The sequence below is a fragment of the Rhodococcus (subgen. Prescottella) equi genome (genome assembly GCF_003013675.1).
Classification (GTDB): Bacteria; Actinomycetota; Actinomycetes; order Mycobacteriales; family Mycobacteriaceae; genus Prescottella; species Prescottella equi.
Window position 1 is genome coordinate 3,261,188 of the sequence record NZ_CP027793.1, and the last position, 13,028, is coordinate 3,274,215.

At 68.3% G+C, this 13,028-nt stretch carries 13 protein-coding genes and 1 tRNA gene; 7 read left to right on the forward strand and 7 right to left on the reverse strand.

Translation table 11 applies throughout. The features are described from left to right. Genes C7H75_RS15215 through C7H75_RS15225 form a run of 3 tightly spaced genes read right to left on the reverse strand, consistent with a single transcriptional unit; the run spans window position 1 to window position 1,498 of the window. Window positions 1-414 carry a DUF4247 domain-containing protein gene (locus C7H75_RS15215; RefSeq protein WP_005512381.1) on the reverse strand — a complete coding sequence of 138 codons (414 nt, stop codon included), beginning with the start codon at window positions 412-414 and terminating at the stop codon, window positions 1-3. Continuing rightward, window positions 402-905, reverse strand: a complete 504-nt coding sequence (locus tag C7H75_RS15220) for a DUF2617 family protein (protein ID WP_013416441.1) — start codon at window positions 903-905, stop codon at window positions 402-404. Before C7H75_RS15220 ends, C7H75_RS15215 begins: the two co-directional genes overlap by 13 nt. Next, window positions 902-1,498 carry a DUF4178 domain-containing protein gene (locus tag C7H75_RS15225; protein ID WP_005512379.1) on the reverse strand — a complete coding sequence of 199 codons (597 nt, stop codon included), beginning with the start codon at window positions 1,496-1,498 and terminating at the stop codon, window positions 902-904. Before C7H75_RS15225 ends, C7H75_RS15220 begins: the two co-directional genes overlap by 4 nt. A gap of 134 nt (window positions 1,499-1,632) precedes the next feature. Here C7H75_RS15225 and C7H75_RS15230 point away from each other — a divergent pair, with 134 nt between their 5' ends. Continuing rightward, the gene (locus C7H75_RS15230) at window positions 1,633-2,379 is read left to right on the forward strand and encodes a VIT1/CCC1 transporter family protein (RefSeq protein WP_005512377.1); all 747 of its coding nucleotides are present in this window, start codon (window positions 1,633-1,635) and stop codon (window positions 2,377-2,379) included. Here C7H75_RS15230 and C7H75_RS15235 read toward each other — a convergent pair. From C7H75_RS15235 to C7H75_RS15250, 4 genes are all read right to left on the reverse strand, one after another. Continuing rightward, the gene (locus C7H75_RS15235) at window positions 2,356-2,901 is read right to left on the reverse strand and encodes a protein-tyrosine phosphatase family protein (protein ID WP_069856522.1); all 546 of its coding nucleotides are present in this window, start codon (window positions 2,899-2,901) and stop codon (window positions 2,356-2,358) included. The two genes, C7H75_RS15230 and C7H75_RS15235, sit on opposite strands and share 24 nt — an antisense overlap. 110 nt (window positions 2,902-3,011) lie before the next feature. Beyond that, window positions 3,012-3,083, reverse strand: a tRNA-Val gene (locus tag C7H75_RS15240). A gap of 33 nt (window positions 3,084-3,116) precedes the next feature. Then, the gene (locus C7H75_RS15245; RefSeq protein WP_022596652.1) at window positions 3,117-3,581 is read right to left on the reverse strand and encodes a peroxiredoxin; all 465 of its coding nucleotides are present in this window, start codon (window positions 3,579-3,581) and stop codon (window positions 3,117-3,119) included. An 85-nt stretch (window positions 3,582-3,666) separates the two neighbouring features. Beyond that, on the reverse strand, window positions 3,667-4,089 hold the full coding sequence (locus tag C7H75_RS15250; protein WP_022596654.1) for a DUF3052 domain-containing protein: 423 nt from the start codon (window positions 4,087-4,089) through the stop codon (window positions 3,667-3,669). A 387-nt stretch (window positions 4,090-4,476) separates the two neighbouring features. On the opposite strand from C7H75_RS15250, the gene aceE reads away from it, so the two are divergent. From aceE to C7H75_RS15280, 6 genes are all read left to right on the forward strand, one after another. After that, window positions 4,477-7,335 carry a pyruvate dehydrogenase (acetyl-transferring), homodimeric type gene (gene aceE / locus C7H75_RS15255; protein ID WP_037085115.1) on the forward strand — a complete coding sequence of 953 codons (2,859 nt, stop codon included), beginning with the start codon at window positions 4,477-4,479 and terminating at the stop codon, window positions 7,333-7,335. A gap of 98 nt (window positions 7,336-7,433) precedes the next feature. Continuing rightward, entirely contained in the window at window positions 7,434-8,783 is a 1,350-nt protein-coding gene (locus C7H75_RS15260; protein ID WP_005512372.1) for a PucR family transcriptional regulator, read from the forward strand. A 127-nt stretch (window positions 8,784-8,910) separates the two neighbouring features. Beyond that, window positions 8,911-9,828, forward strand: coding sequence for an ACP S-malonyltransferase (locus C7H75_RS15265; protein ID WP_106851549.1), 918 nt, complete (start codon window positions 8,911-8,913; stop codon window positions 9,826-9,828). Window positions 9,829-9,918: 90 nt separating this feature from the next. Continuing rightward, window positions 9,919-10,230 (forward strand): meromycolate extension acyl carrier protein AcpM, encoded by a 312-nt coding sequence (gene acpM, locus C7H75_RS15270; RefSeq protein WP_005512370.1) that lies wholly within the window; start codon window positions 9,919-9,921, stop codon window positions 10,228-10,230. Between the two features lie 7 nt (window positions 10,231-10,237). Then, on the forward strand, window positions 10,238-11,485 hold the full coding sequence (locus tag C7H75_RS15275) for a KasA/KasB family beta-ketoacyl-ACP synthase (protein WP_081181899.1): 1,248 nt from the start codon (window positions 10,238-10,240) through the stop codon (window positions 11,483-11,485). 96 nt (window positions 11,486-11,581) lie between these two features. After that, complete coding sequence (locus tag C7H75_RS15280; protein ID WP_005512368.1) at window positions 11,582-13,015, forward strand: acyl-CoA carboxylase subunit beta; 1,434 nt, start codon at window positions 11,582-11,584, stop codon at window positions 13,013-13,015. Window positions 13,016-13,028: the final 13 nt, after the last annotated feature.

Consider the following 13,028-nt stretch of genomic DNA (forward strand, 5'->3'; position numbering starts at 1 on the left):
TCATTTCGCGTCCCCGGATCCCCCGGAGGTGTTGCCGGCGGCCGGCGATCCGGGCGTGAACCCGGGCCCGAGATAGACGAAGTGGCCGCCGCGGTATCGGCCGTCGAGGTCTTCGACGGAGATGTTGCTGCCACCGCCCGCCGCCGGGCCGACGGTGACGATGTCGTCGTTGTAGCGCAGGTACTCGTTGCCGCCGTCGGCCTTACGTGCCGCCGGTTCGTCCTCGTCGACGATCCGGGTCACGGTGGTGCCCACCGGGTCCGGTGACCAGTAGTTGGTGATGTCGCCCTGCGAGCCGCGGTGCTCGAATCGGTCGGCGAGGTGGTCCCGCACATTGCTGCCGCCGCATCCGGCTGTGAGCGCGACGACCGCGCCGAGCAGCGCGCCGGCCACGACCCGCCTCACGGCCGCCACCGGCTCTCGGTCGAGACCACGGTGCCGCCGCCGCCCCCCGGATACAGATGCCAGGTGCGCCAATGCCATTGCCCCGCACGTGCGGCCGCGGTCAGCGCGGTGAGCGCGTCGCGATCGCCCGGGAATGCCCCGCACACCCAGCCCTCCCCCGACGACTGCTCGCGCAGCGCCGCGGCGCGAAGACGGAACTCGTCCTCCGGCACCAACTCGGTTCGGGAGACGAATCGATAGCCGTGCCGCTCTTCCACTTCCGGCAACCGCATGCCACCGGAGCGGACGGCCTCACACGAGACCTGCTCGGTGAGCATCCGGCCGCCGGCCTCGGCGACCACCACGTGCGACGCGCCCAGCACGCCCAGCGTCAGCGATCCGGCGAGCCCGTCGTGCAGGTGCAGTTCCGCGAGCGTCGCGGGTACGGGAGCGTCCAGCACGAGGCCGAGGGCATCCGCGGCGACGTCCGCCGGTTCGACCTCGAGTAAGTGGACGCTCACTGCGCGGGACCGGCGTGGATCACGGTCAGTTCGCTGCGAGTGACGGCGCGTCCGGTCGACACCTCCCACGACGAGGTCCGGGCCCAACGCTCGAACGCGAGCAGGCCGGTCTTGTCGGCGGTCTCGTAGTCGGCGTAGTCCATCGATCCGGTCGGAGCGGTGCCGGTGGTGCCCTCGGCGGTGAAGCGTGCGGAGCCGGACTCGATCTTCCGGTAGACACGGTCGTCGAGGACGACGTCGCCGCCGGGTTCCAGACCGGTGCCCTCGCGGCGCATCCACAGCGTCATCTCGAGCTCACCCTCGTCGTCCTCGACGGTGAGCCAGCGGCGGCCGGTGGAGCCGTCCAGCAGGTGTTCACGCCACTGGTAGCCCTCCTCGTCGAGGACGATGGTGCCGCGCACGACGTGGTCGATGCCCGCGTACGTGACGATGTCGCCAACACCGATCTTGTGCGGGTCGTAGACCTCCGGGTAGTCGGCCAGCGGATCGACGCGGCGCGGCGCCGACTTGGGCTTCGTGCGCTGGACGACCACGACGATCCCGACGATCACAACCAGGATCAGCAGGACGACGAGAAGAATCATCACACCCATCAGGACATTTCCCCCATACTCGATGTGTTCCGGGGCACGACCCTACCTGCGCCTCGCGGGCCGCATCCAACCCACGACTTCGGACAGCCTTCCATTGCTGGTCGAGGGGACGCGGCCGCAATAGTCTTCGAGACGTGACCTCACACAAGGAGTCGCCCGAGCAAGCCGGCCCCGCCGGAGTCCACGACGCGGAACCGCACCTGGGATCGCTCTCGTCGCGGCTGAACTGGTTGCGCGCAGGCGTACTCGGCGCCAACGACGGCATCGTCTCGGTCGCCGGCCTGGTTGTCGGCGTCGCTGCGGCCACCACCGACCGTGGACCCATCCTCACCGCGGGCCTGGCCGGTCTCGCGGCCGGCGCCGTGTCGATGGCGTTGGGCGAGTACGTCTCCGTGAGCACCCAGCGCGACACCGAACGGGCGCTGCTGGCCAAGGAGAAGCACGAGCTGTCGACCATCCCCGAGGCCGAACTCGAGGAACTGGCGTCGCTGTACGAGGCGAAGGGCCTGTCGTCCGAGACGGCTCGAAAAGTGGCCGAGGAACTGACCGAGCACGACGCGTTCGCCGCGCACGCCGAGGCGGAACTCGGCATCGACCCGGACGAGCTCACCAACCCCTGGCAGGCGGCCGGCGCCTCGGCGATCTCGTTCACCGTGGGAGCGATCCTGCCGATGCTCGCGATCCTGCTGCCCCCGGCCACCGCGCGAATTCCCGTCACGTTCGTGGCCGTCCTGGTCGCACTCGCGATCACCGGCAGTCTCAGCGCCCGACTGGGCGGCGCGCGCCGGTCCCGCGCCGTGCTGCGGGTGGTGACCGGTGGTGCACTCGCGATGGCCGTCACCTACGGGATCGGTCAGCTACTCGGGGTTGCGGGAGTCTGACGCGGGTTCGACGGGTTCGCCCAGCAGCCAGGCCTCGAACGCCTCGTTGCACAGGCAGGCGGGCGAACGCCGCTCCCGCAGCACCGCGATCGCGCCGGCCGGATCGGCCTCTTCGGACAGCACCATCGCCCGCGCCGCGACCAGACTCGACCGGTTGAGCCCCACCTGGCAGTGGATCAGTACCGGGCCGGTCTCCCGGCACACGTTCACCCACGCCGCGAGTGCGTCCACCTGTTCGAACCCCTGCTCGGCGCTGTCGTACATGCGCACGTACATCTCGGAGTCGACGGTGTGCCGGATGTCGTACTGCTCCCACGGATACAGCGACACGAGGTGTTTGACGAAGTCCGGCAGGACCAGCCCCTCCCGACACCCGCCCTGCCACAGATTCCGCGAAATCTCACTGATCACCGGAACGTCGAACGGCAGCTGCTTGTGCGCGGTGATCCCGATCAGATGCTGCCGCATCGGGTCCAGCGCGATGTCGATCGCTGTCGGATCGACGGTGGGGTCCGTCGCCATCTTCGTCCGTTCCGTCGTCGTCCTTCCAGTATCGACTCGGCACGCTCCGGATTCGGGGCGAACGCACGCGAAAACCCCGCATCGCAATTCGCGAGTGCGGGGTTTCGATGTGGGCGCGGAGGGTTTCGAACCCCCGACCGCTGGTGTGTAAAACCAGAGCTCTACCACTGAGCTACACGCCCGAAATCCGGCGACCGAGGTCGCCGGATTTGCCTTCAGGACTTTAGCGCGGTGAGCGCTTTCTCCCAAGCTGCCTGGTCACGGGGTTCGCCGGGGCCGTTCATCTCGGCGAACCGGATGACGCCTTCCTTGTCGATGGCGAACGTGCCGCGGTTGGCGAAGCCGAGTTTGTCGTTGAAGACGCCGTAGGCCTCGGCGACGGCTCCGTGCGGCCAGAAATCCGACAGCAGCGGGAAGGTGTATCCCTGCTCGGCGGCCCAGATCTTGTGGGTCGGCGACGGGCCGACGGAAACCGCGAGGATCTCGGCGTCGTCGTTCTGGAACTTCGGGAGCTCGTCCCGCACGCGGCACAGCTCGCCCTGGCAGACACCGGTGAACGCCAACGGGTAGAACACGAGCAGAACGTTCTTCTTCCCGCGGAAGTCCGACAGCGTGACTTCCTGGTTGTTCTGGTCCTTGAGTGTGAAATCGGGCGCGACTGCGCCCACCTCGAGAGGCATGCCTGTTCCTAACGTCGGGTACGGCAGCACGTCCGTCACGACCAAAGTACGCCGTGCGGAAGTGCGTGGATGAGGCTTCGAGCGGTCAGCGCTTGGGGGCGCGGGCCTTGGGCTGCACCAGTCGGCTACCGCTCCACATGCCGAGGTTCGCTGCCGAGGTCTGGGTCAGACCTGCGGTGGGCGCGGATTCGGCGATCTCACTGGGCTCGACGTGCCCGGGCTGCCCGGTCTTCGGGGTGAGCACCCACACGAATCCGTCGTCGGATAGCGGTCCGATCGCATCCATCAGCGCGTCGACCAGGTCACCGTCGCCGTCGCGCCACCAAAGCAGCACGACGTCCATGACCTCGTCGGATTCCTCGTCGACCATCTCGCCACCGATGGTCTCCTCCACCGCCGAACGAATGTCGTCGTCGGTGTCCTCGTCCCAGCCCAGTTCCTGAACCACCATTTCGGGGGTAATGCCAAGCTTCTGAGCGTAGTTCTGAGCGTCCGCCGCGGCGACCACGGTGGTGTCCTCCTCTGTTCGGTCGGCCGCAGCATCCGCGAAACCCTCCGCGAGGTGCTGCTGACCTTGGTGGCGATCGAGCGTCCGTCGATCAATAGGTGAAAGCGAACATGGTCGGAAGCTTTCGCGCAAGCCGACGAACCCGAAAACCTCGAGAAAGTCCGCGCGAATTCCTGAGAATCGCCGCGAACTGGACGTTCTCCGACCGAACCGTCGGACCGCGACGCGCCGGGTACCGGACAACAGGAGCGGGGGTGCCTCCGGAGTCCGGATGGGGAAAGATGAGGGCTGCGCCATATTCATATGGAAAGTCGGACGGTCCTAACAAGGACCGCCCGGATGGAGCGGACGCGATACCGCGCGTCCCACCACAATGAGGAGCACACCTTGTCAGACCTGATCCAGGGGCCCGCGTCTCAACCGAACGCCGACACACCGGGCGTTTCCGGAGCGGTCCAGCCACCTGCCGCGAACGCGCAGCCCGGAGCCGACGGCCGGGTCCGCGTCATCCGCGAGGGCGTGGCGTCCTACCTGCCGGACATCGATCCGGACGAGACCACCGAGTGGCTCGAATCTTTCGACGGTCTGCTGGACCGTTCGGGTTCCGCCCGTGCCCGCTACCTGATGCTGCGCCTGCTCGAGCGCGCCGGCGAGAAGCACGTGGCGATCCCCGCCCTCACGTCCACGGACTACGTGAACACGATCCCGACCGAGAACGAGCCGTGGTTCCCCGGTGACGAGGACGTCGAGCGCCGGTACCGCGCCTGGATCCGCTGGAACGCCGCGATCATGGTGCACCGCGCGCAGCGGCCCGGTGTCGGCGTCGGCGGCCACATCTCGACGTACGCGTCGTCCGCCGCCCTCTACGAGGTCGGCTTCAACCACTTCTTCCGTGGCAAGGACCATCCGGGCGGTGGCGACCACATCTTCGTGCAGGGCCATGCCTCGCCGGGCATCTACGCCCGCGCGTTCCTCGAGGGCCGCATCCCGGCCGAGCAGATGGACGGCTTCCGCCAGGAGGCGAGCCACGCCCAGTCCGGCGGCGGCCTGCCGTCGTACCCGCATCCGCGCCTGCTCCCGGACTTCTGGGAGTTCCCGACGGTGTCGATGGGCCTGGGCCCCATGAACGCCATCTACCAGGCACGCTTCAACCACTATCTGAACGACCGGGGCGTCAAGGACACCTCGGATCAGCACGTGTGGGCGTTCCTCGGCGACGGCGAGATGGACGAGCCGGAGTCGCGCGGCCTCGCGCACGTCGCGGCCACCGAGGGCCTGGACAACCTGACCTTCGTCATCAACTGCAACCTGCAGCGCCTCGACGGTCCGGTCCGCGGCAACGGCAAGATCATCCAGGAGCTGGAGTCGTTCTTCCGCGGCGCCGGCTGGAACGTCATCAAGGTCGTGTGGGGCCGCGAGTGGGACGCGCTGCTGCACGCCGACAAGGACGGCGCGCTCGTCAACCTCATGAACGAGACGCCGGACGGCGACTTCCAGACGTACAAGGCGAACGACGGCGCGTTCGTCCGTGAGCACTTCTTCGGCCGCGACCCGCGCACCAAGGCGCTCGTCGCCGACATGAGCGACCAGGAGATCTGGAACCTCAAGCGCGGCGGCCACGACTACCGCAAGATCCACGCGGCGTACGCGGCAGCGATGGCACACAAGGGCCAGCCGACGGTGATCCTGGCGCACACCATCAAGGGCTACACCCTCGGTAAGCACTTCGAGGGTCGCAATGCCACGCACCAGATGAAGAAGCTCACGCTCGACGACCTCAAGCGGTTCCGCGACATCCAGCGCATCCCGATCTCCGACGCGGAGCTCGAGAAGGATCCGTACCTGCCCCCGTACTACCACCCGGGGCCGGATTCGCCGGAGATCCAGTACATGCTGCAGCGCCGCAAGGCCCTCGGCGGCTTCCTGCCGTCGCGCCGCACCGACGCCGCCCCGCTCCCGCAGCCGGCGGACAAGACCTACGACGTCGTGCGCAAGGGCTCGGGCAAGCAGGAGGTCGCCACGACGATGGCCGTCGTGCGCATCCTCAAGGAACTGTTGCGCGACAAGGAAATCGGCAAGCGCATCGTGCCGATCATCCCCGACGAGGCCCGCACGTTCGGTATGGACTCGTGGTTCCCGTCGCTGAAGATCTACAACCGCAACGGGCAGCTGTACACGTCCGTGGACGCCGAACTGATGCTCGCCTACAAGGAGAGCACCGTCGGCCAGATCCTCCACGAGGGCATCAACGAGGCCGGCTCGACGTCGTCGTTCACCGCGGTGGGCACGTCGTACGCCACGCACGGTGAGCCGATGATCCCGGTCTACATCTTCTACTCGATGTTCGGGTTCCAGCGGACCGGCGACGGCCTGTGGGCGGCCGCCGACCAGATGGCCCGCGGCTTCGTCCTCGGCGCCACCGCCGGCCGGACCACCCTCACCGGTGAGGGTCTGCAGCACGCCGACGGCCACTCGCTCCTGCTGGCGTCGACCAACCCCGCGGCAGTGTCCTACGACCCGTCGTTCTCGTACGAGATCGCGCACATCGTCAAGGACGGCCTGCGCCGCATGTACGGCGGAACGCCGGGCGTCGACGGCTTCGGTGGCGAGAACATCTTCTACTACCTGACCGTCTACAACGAGCCGTACCAGCAGCCCGCCGAGCCGGAGAACCTGGACGTCGAGGGCCTGCTCAAGGGCATCTACCTGTACAAGCCGGCCGAAGGTTCGGGACCGCGCGCCCAGATCCTCGTCTCCGGCGTCACGATGCCCGACGGTCTGCGCGCACAGCGGCTGCTCGCGGACGAGTGGGGCGTGGCCGCGGACGTGTGGTCGGTGACGTCGTGGGGCGAACTGCGCCGCGACGGTGTCGAGTGCGAGCGCGAAGCGCTGCACAACCCCGGCGCCGACGCCCCGACGCCGTACGTGACCAAGGCGCTCTCGCAGGCGCAGGGCCCGTTCGTCGCCGCCTCCGACTGGATGCGCGCGGTGCCGGACCAGATCCGTCAGTGGGTGCCCGGTTCCTACACGACGCTCGGCACCGACGGGTTCGGCTTCTCCGACACCCGCCCGGCCGCGCGCCGCTTCTTCAACGTCGACGCCGAGTCGATCGTCGTCGCGGTGCTCTCCGCGCTGGCGAAGTCCGGCGAGGTCGACCGGTCGAAGGCCGTCGAGGCCGCAGCCCGGTACCGGATCGACGACGTGCTGGCCGCGCCGGTGTCGATGGCGGATCCCGGCGTCGCCTGAGCCCACCGGATGACACGGCCTCGCGGCCGCTGAACACGCCCGTCGCCTGCTCGAGTGTCCCCGAGACCTCGTGCAGGCGGCGGGCGTAAGTTCCTTTCATGGCCGAGGATCAGCCCGAGACGTCGAACAGCTCGCCGGAGCTGCCCGCCCTGCGCGAGGTACCGGCGCGACGTGTCCGCTACCAGCCCCCGCCACCCGCGACGGGCGGCCGGCCCACCCGGGATTCGTTGCCGGATGCACTCCTGCGCCGGGTCAAGCAGTTCTCGGGACGACTGTCCACCGAGGCGATCGCCTCACTTCAGGACCAGCTGCCGTTCTTCGCCGACCTCGACGCCGAGCAGCGCGCAAGCGTGCAGATGATCGTCCAGAAGTCGGTCGTGAACTTTCTCGAATGGCTCACCGACTCGGACAGCGACATCCGCTTCACCATCGATGCCTACCAGGTGATTCCGCAGGACCTCGCCCGCCGGCTGACCCTGCGCCAGACGGTCGACATGGTCCGCGTGGCCATGGAGTTCTTCGAGCAGCGATTGCCCGCTCTCGCCCGCAACGACCGGCAGCTGGTGGCCCTCACCGAGGCGATCCTGCGGTACGGCCGTGAGCTGGGCTTCGCAGCCGCCTCCGTGTACGCCAGCGCCGCCGAGTCCCGCGGCGCATGGGACACCCGACTCGAGGCCCTGGTCGTGGACGCCGTGGTGCGCGGCGACACCGGCTCCGATCTGCAGTCCCGGGCCGCCACCCTCAACTGGGACGCCACCGCCCCGGCGACCGTCATCGTCGGCACTCCCCCGCCCGAGGAGGGCGTGTCGGTGATCGGGACCGTGCACAGTACGGCGCAACGGCACGGCCGGGGAGCGCTCGCGGTGATCCAGGGCGACCGGCTGGTCCTCGTCGTCAGCGGCGAGTTGCACGGGAGCAAGGCGGCGCGCGAGTTCATGGCCGACCTGATGGACAAGTTCTCCGACGGGCCCGTCGTGATCGGACCGACCACCCCGAGCCTGGGCGCCGCCCACTTCAGTGCTGTCGAGGCGTTGGCCGGGATGGAGGCCGTCGTCGGCTGGCGTGGTGCGCCGCGCCCGGTGTTCGCGGCGGAGTTGTTGCCCGAACGTGCCCTGCTCGGGGACACCGCGGCGGTCGCCGCCCTGACCGAGCGTTTGATCCAGCCACTGACCGGCTCGGGGACCGCCCTCGCCGACACCCTCGACGCCTACCTGGACTCCGGCGGCGCTGTCGAGGCCTGTGCCCGTCAGCTGTTTGTTCATCCAAATACGGTCCGATACCGCTTGAAGCGAATTTCAGAAATCACAGGGCGCGATCCGACGAACCCGCGAGACGCGTATGTGCTCCGCGTCGCAGCGACGGTGGGCCGACTTGCCCAAACGCCCGTTCAAACGTCGACTTCCGACACATCCGTCACAAACTTCACAATCCGGAGGGTAGGAACGTAACGCTGGGGTGCCCGAATTCGATAGGGAGCGCCCACGTGCATTTTTGTAGGAAACCTACAAAACACGTGTCCGGGTTTCATCCCCGACAACATCTCGCAGCACCGCGGGAGGGTGTTCCCTTGAATGCGTGATTTCGTTGCTAGCCCCGGGTCAGGGCTCTCAGACACCCGGCATGCTCAGCCCCTGGCTGGACCTGCCGGGCGCGCACGATCGCGTGACACTGTGGTCGAAGGCTTCCGGTCTCGATCTCGTCCGGCTCGGCACCACCGCCACCGCCGAGGAGATCACCGACACGGCGGTCACCCAGCCACTGGTCGTCGCCGCCGCACTCCTCGCTTACGAGGAGCTCGAGCGACGCGGCTCACTTCCTGCCGACGCGATCGCTGCCGGGCACTCGGTCGGCGAACTCGCCGCGGCCGCGGTCGCGGGAGTCCTCACGTCCGACGACGCCGTAACCCTCGCCGCGATCCGCGGCGCCGAGATGGCGAAGGCGTGTGCCCTGGAACCGACCGGAATGTCGGCGGTCCTGGGGGGCGACGAGGACGCGGTGCTGTCCCGGCTCGAGGAGCTCGACCTCACGCCGGCCAACCGCAACGCGGCCGGTCAGATAGTCGCGGCCGGGCGGATCGAGTCTCTCGAGCAGCTCGCCGCCAATCCTCCGGAGAAGGCCCGCGTACGGGCCCTCCCGGTGGCCGGGGCGTTCCACACCCGGTTCATGGCGCCCGCGCAGGACGCCGTCGCCGCCGCGGCCGCACGGATCACCCCCGGGGATCCGACGCGGACGCTGCTGTCCAACTCGGACGGCGCGCCGGTCACTTCCGGCGCGGACGCCCTGACTAAGCTGGCCGCGCAGGTGACCCGACCTGTGCGCTGGGATCTGTGCACCGCGACGTTGCGGACCGCTCAGATCTCGGCCATCGCGGAACTTCCTCCGGCAGGCACCCTGATCGGGATCGCCAAGCGTGAGATGCGTGGCACCCCGACCGTGGCGCTGAAATCTCCCGGGGACATTCCCGCCCTGACCGAACTCACCGAAATCGGTTAGCTCCGTGCGCGCACACCACGCGCGCACCGGTCCGGCGTCCGTCGGACCGAAAGCCGAGACACGAACATCGAAAAAGAAGGGAGCCACCTAGTGGCCGCCAACCAGGAAGACATCATCGCCAACCTCGCCGAGATCATCGAAGAGGTCACCGGCATCGAGCCGTCCGAGGTCACCATCGAGAAGTCGTTCGTCGACGACCTCGACATCGACTCGCTGTCCATGGTCGAGATCGCGGTGCAGACCGAGGACAAGTACGGCGTGAAGATCCCCGACGAGGATCTGGCCAGCCTGCGCACCGTCGGCGATGTCGTCGCGTACATCCAGAAGGTGGAGGCCGAGGGTGGCGAGGCCGCCGAGACCGTCAAGGCCAAGCTCGAGGCCACCAAGAACGACGACGAGTGAGCCAACCGTGACTTCCGCTTCTGCCCAAGGGTTATTACCGAACATCGTCGTCACCAGCCTTTCGGCTACGACGTCGGTTGCCGGAGATGTGGATGGCACGTGGAAGGGCCTGCTGGCCGGTGAGAGCGGCATCGACGTTCTCCACGGCTCCTTCGTCGAGGAATTCGATCTGCCGGTGCGTTTCGGTGGCCAACTCAAGGTCCCGTTCGACGATGCACTGAGCCGGGTCGAGATCCGACGCATGAGCTTCGTGGAGCGCCTCGCGCTCGTACTCGGTCGCCAGGTCTGGCAGAACGCCGGCAGCCCCGAGGTCGACAAGGATCGTCTCGGGGTTGTCATCGGCACCGGACTGGGCGGCGGCGAAGCACTCATCGACGCCGTCGACAGGCTGCGCGAGGGCGGGTACCGCAAGGTGTCGCCGTTCGCGGTCCAGATGGTGATGCCGAACGGTCCGTCGGCCACCGTCGGACTCGAACTCGGCGCGCGCGCCGGGGTCATCACGCCGGTATCGGCGTGTTCGTCCGGGTCGGAGGCCATCGCGCATGCGTTCCGCATGATCGCGATGGGCGACGCGGACATCGTCGTGACGGGTGGCGTGGAGGGGGCCATCGGCTCGGTTCCGATCGCGAGCTTCGCCATGATGCGCGCGCTCAGCACCCGCAACGACGACCCGAAGGCGGCCTCGCGCCCCTTCGACAAGGACCGGGACGGATTCGTCTTCGGTGAAGCCGGAGCCTTGATGATCCTCGAGACGGAGGAGCACGCGAAGGCGCGTGGGGCGACCATCCACGCGCGTCTGCTGGGCGCCGGCATCACCTCGGACGGTTTCCACATCGTGGCACCCGATCCGGAAGGCACGGGCGCGGCACGCGCCATGACCCGCGCCATCGAGACCGCAGGTCTCACCAAGTCCGACATCAAGCACGTCAACGCGCATGCGACCGCCACCCCGATCGGCGACATCGCCGAGAGCACCGCCATCAAGGCAGCGGTCGGCACGCATCCCGCGGTGTACGCGCCCAAGTCGGCCCTGGGCCACTCGATCGGCGCCGTCGGCGCACTCGAGGCTGTGCTCACGGTCCTCAGCGTGCGGGAGGGCGTCATTCCTCCCACACTGAATGTGGACAACCAGGATCCGGAGATCGATCTCGACGTCGTGAAGGGTGAACCCCGCTACGGCGACATCGATTTCGCGATCAACAACTCGTTCGGTTTCGGTGGGCACAACGTCGCGCTCGCCTTCGGCCGGGCATAACCCAGCCGAACCTTGCTGGATCGCCAGGTGGGGACCCGCACCCGGGTCCCCACCCCCCGACCTTTCGCCCCAGGTGGGCATGCTCAGGAGGACATCATGACCGTCTTGGCTCCCGCGACGCAGTCTGAAGCATCGACCGATCCGCGCGATCCGCTCGCGCGTCTCGCCAAGCTCTTCGATGCCGGCACCGTCGCACCGCTGCACGACCGCGACAAATCCGGAGTGCTCGCCGCATCGGGCGAGATCGACGGCGTTCGCACCATCGCCTACTGCTCCGACGCGACCGTCATGGGCGGCGCGATGGGTGTCGACGGCTGCAAGCACATCGTCGCCGCGATCGACACGGCGATCGCCGAGAAGGCCCCCGTCATCGGCCTGTGGCATTCCGGCGGTGCACGCCTCGCCGAGGGTGTCGAGGCGCTGCACGCCGTCGGACTCGTCTTCGAGGCGATGGTCCGCGCCTCCGGTCTCGTCCCGCAGATCTCCGTCGTCCTCGGCTTCGCTGCCGGTGGTGCCGCGTACGGCCCCGCGCTCACCGACGTCGTGATCATGGCCCCCGAGGGCCGCGTGTTCGTCACCGGACCGGACGTCGTGAAGAGCGTCACCGGCGAGCAGGTCGACATGGCGACCCTCGGCGGCCCCGACACGCACAGCAAGAAGTCCGGTGTGGCCCACATCGCCGCCCGCGACGAGGACGACGCCTACCACCGCGCTCGCCGCCTGGTGTCGATGTTCTGCGAGCAGGGCGAGTTCGATCTCGCCGCTGCCGAGCGCGGCGACACCGACCTCCGCGCGCTCATGCCGGAGTCGGCCAAGCGCGCCTACGACGTTCGCCCGATCGTGCACGAGTTCCTCGACAACGTCGAGGGCGAGTCGAGCTTCGAGGAACTGCAGGGCAACTGGGCTCGCAGCATCGTCACGGGCGTCGGTCGTCTCGGCGGCCGCACGGTCGGCGTGATCGCGAACAACCCGCTGCGTCTGGGTGGTTGCCTCAACTCGGAGAGTGCCGAGAAGTCGGCGCGCTTCGTGCGCCTGTGTGACGCGTTCGGCATCCCGCTGGTCGTGATCGTCGACGTCCCCGGCTACCTGCCCGGCGTCGGCCAGGAGTGGGAGGGCGTGGTGCGCCGCGGCGCGAAGCTGCTGCACGCCTTCGCCGAGGCCACGGTCCCCCGTGTCACGCTGGTCACCCGGAAGATCTACGGCGGCGCCTACATCGCTATGAACTCGCGGGCGCTCGGTGCGACCGCGGTCTACGCGTGGCCCGACTCCGAGGTTGCCGTCATGGGCGCCAAGGCCGCCGTCGGAATTCTGCACAAGCGCGCTCTCGCCGCGGCGCCCGAGGAGGAGCGGGAAGCCCTGCACGACCGGCTCGCCGAGGAGCACGAGGCCATCGCCGGTGGCGTCGGTCGGGCGATCTCGATCGGCGTCGTCGACGAGACGATCGATCCCGCCAAGACGCGCAGCATGATCAGCCGCGCACTCGCCGCGGCGCCCGCGAATCGCGGACAGCACAAGAACATCCCGCTGTAAGCCTCACGGGCAC

Excerpts from the sequence above, each read along its gene's own strand:
- C7H75_RS15260 (WP_005512372.1), top strand. The coding sequence starts at position 7,434 with ATGGCCGAGGATCAGCCCGAGACGTCGAACAGCTCGCCGGAGCTGCCC.
- C7H75_RS15235 (WP_069856522.1), bottom strand. The coding sequence starts at position 2,901 with ATGGCGACGGACCCCACCGTCGATCCGACAGCGATCGACATCGCGCTG.
- C7H75_RS15225 (WP_005512379.1), bottom strand. The coding sequence starts at position 1,498 with ATGGGTGTGATGATTCTTCTCGTCGTCCTGCTGATCCTGGTTGTGATC.
- C7H75_RS15245 (WP_022596652.1), bottom strand. The coding sequence starts at position 3,581 with ATGCCTCTCGAGGTGGGCGCAGTCGCGCCCGATTTCACACTCAAGGAC.
- C7H75_RS15280 (WP_005512368.1), top strand. The coding sequence starts at position 11,582 with ATGACCGTCTTGGCTCCCGCGACGCAGTCTGAAGCATCGACCGATCCG.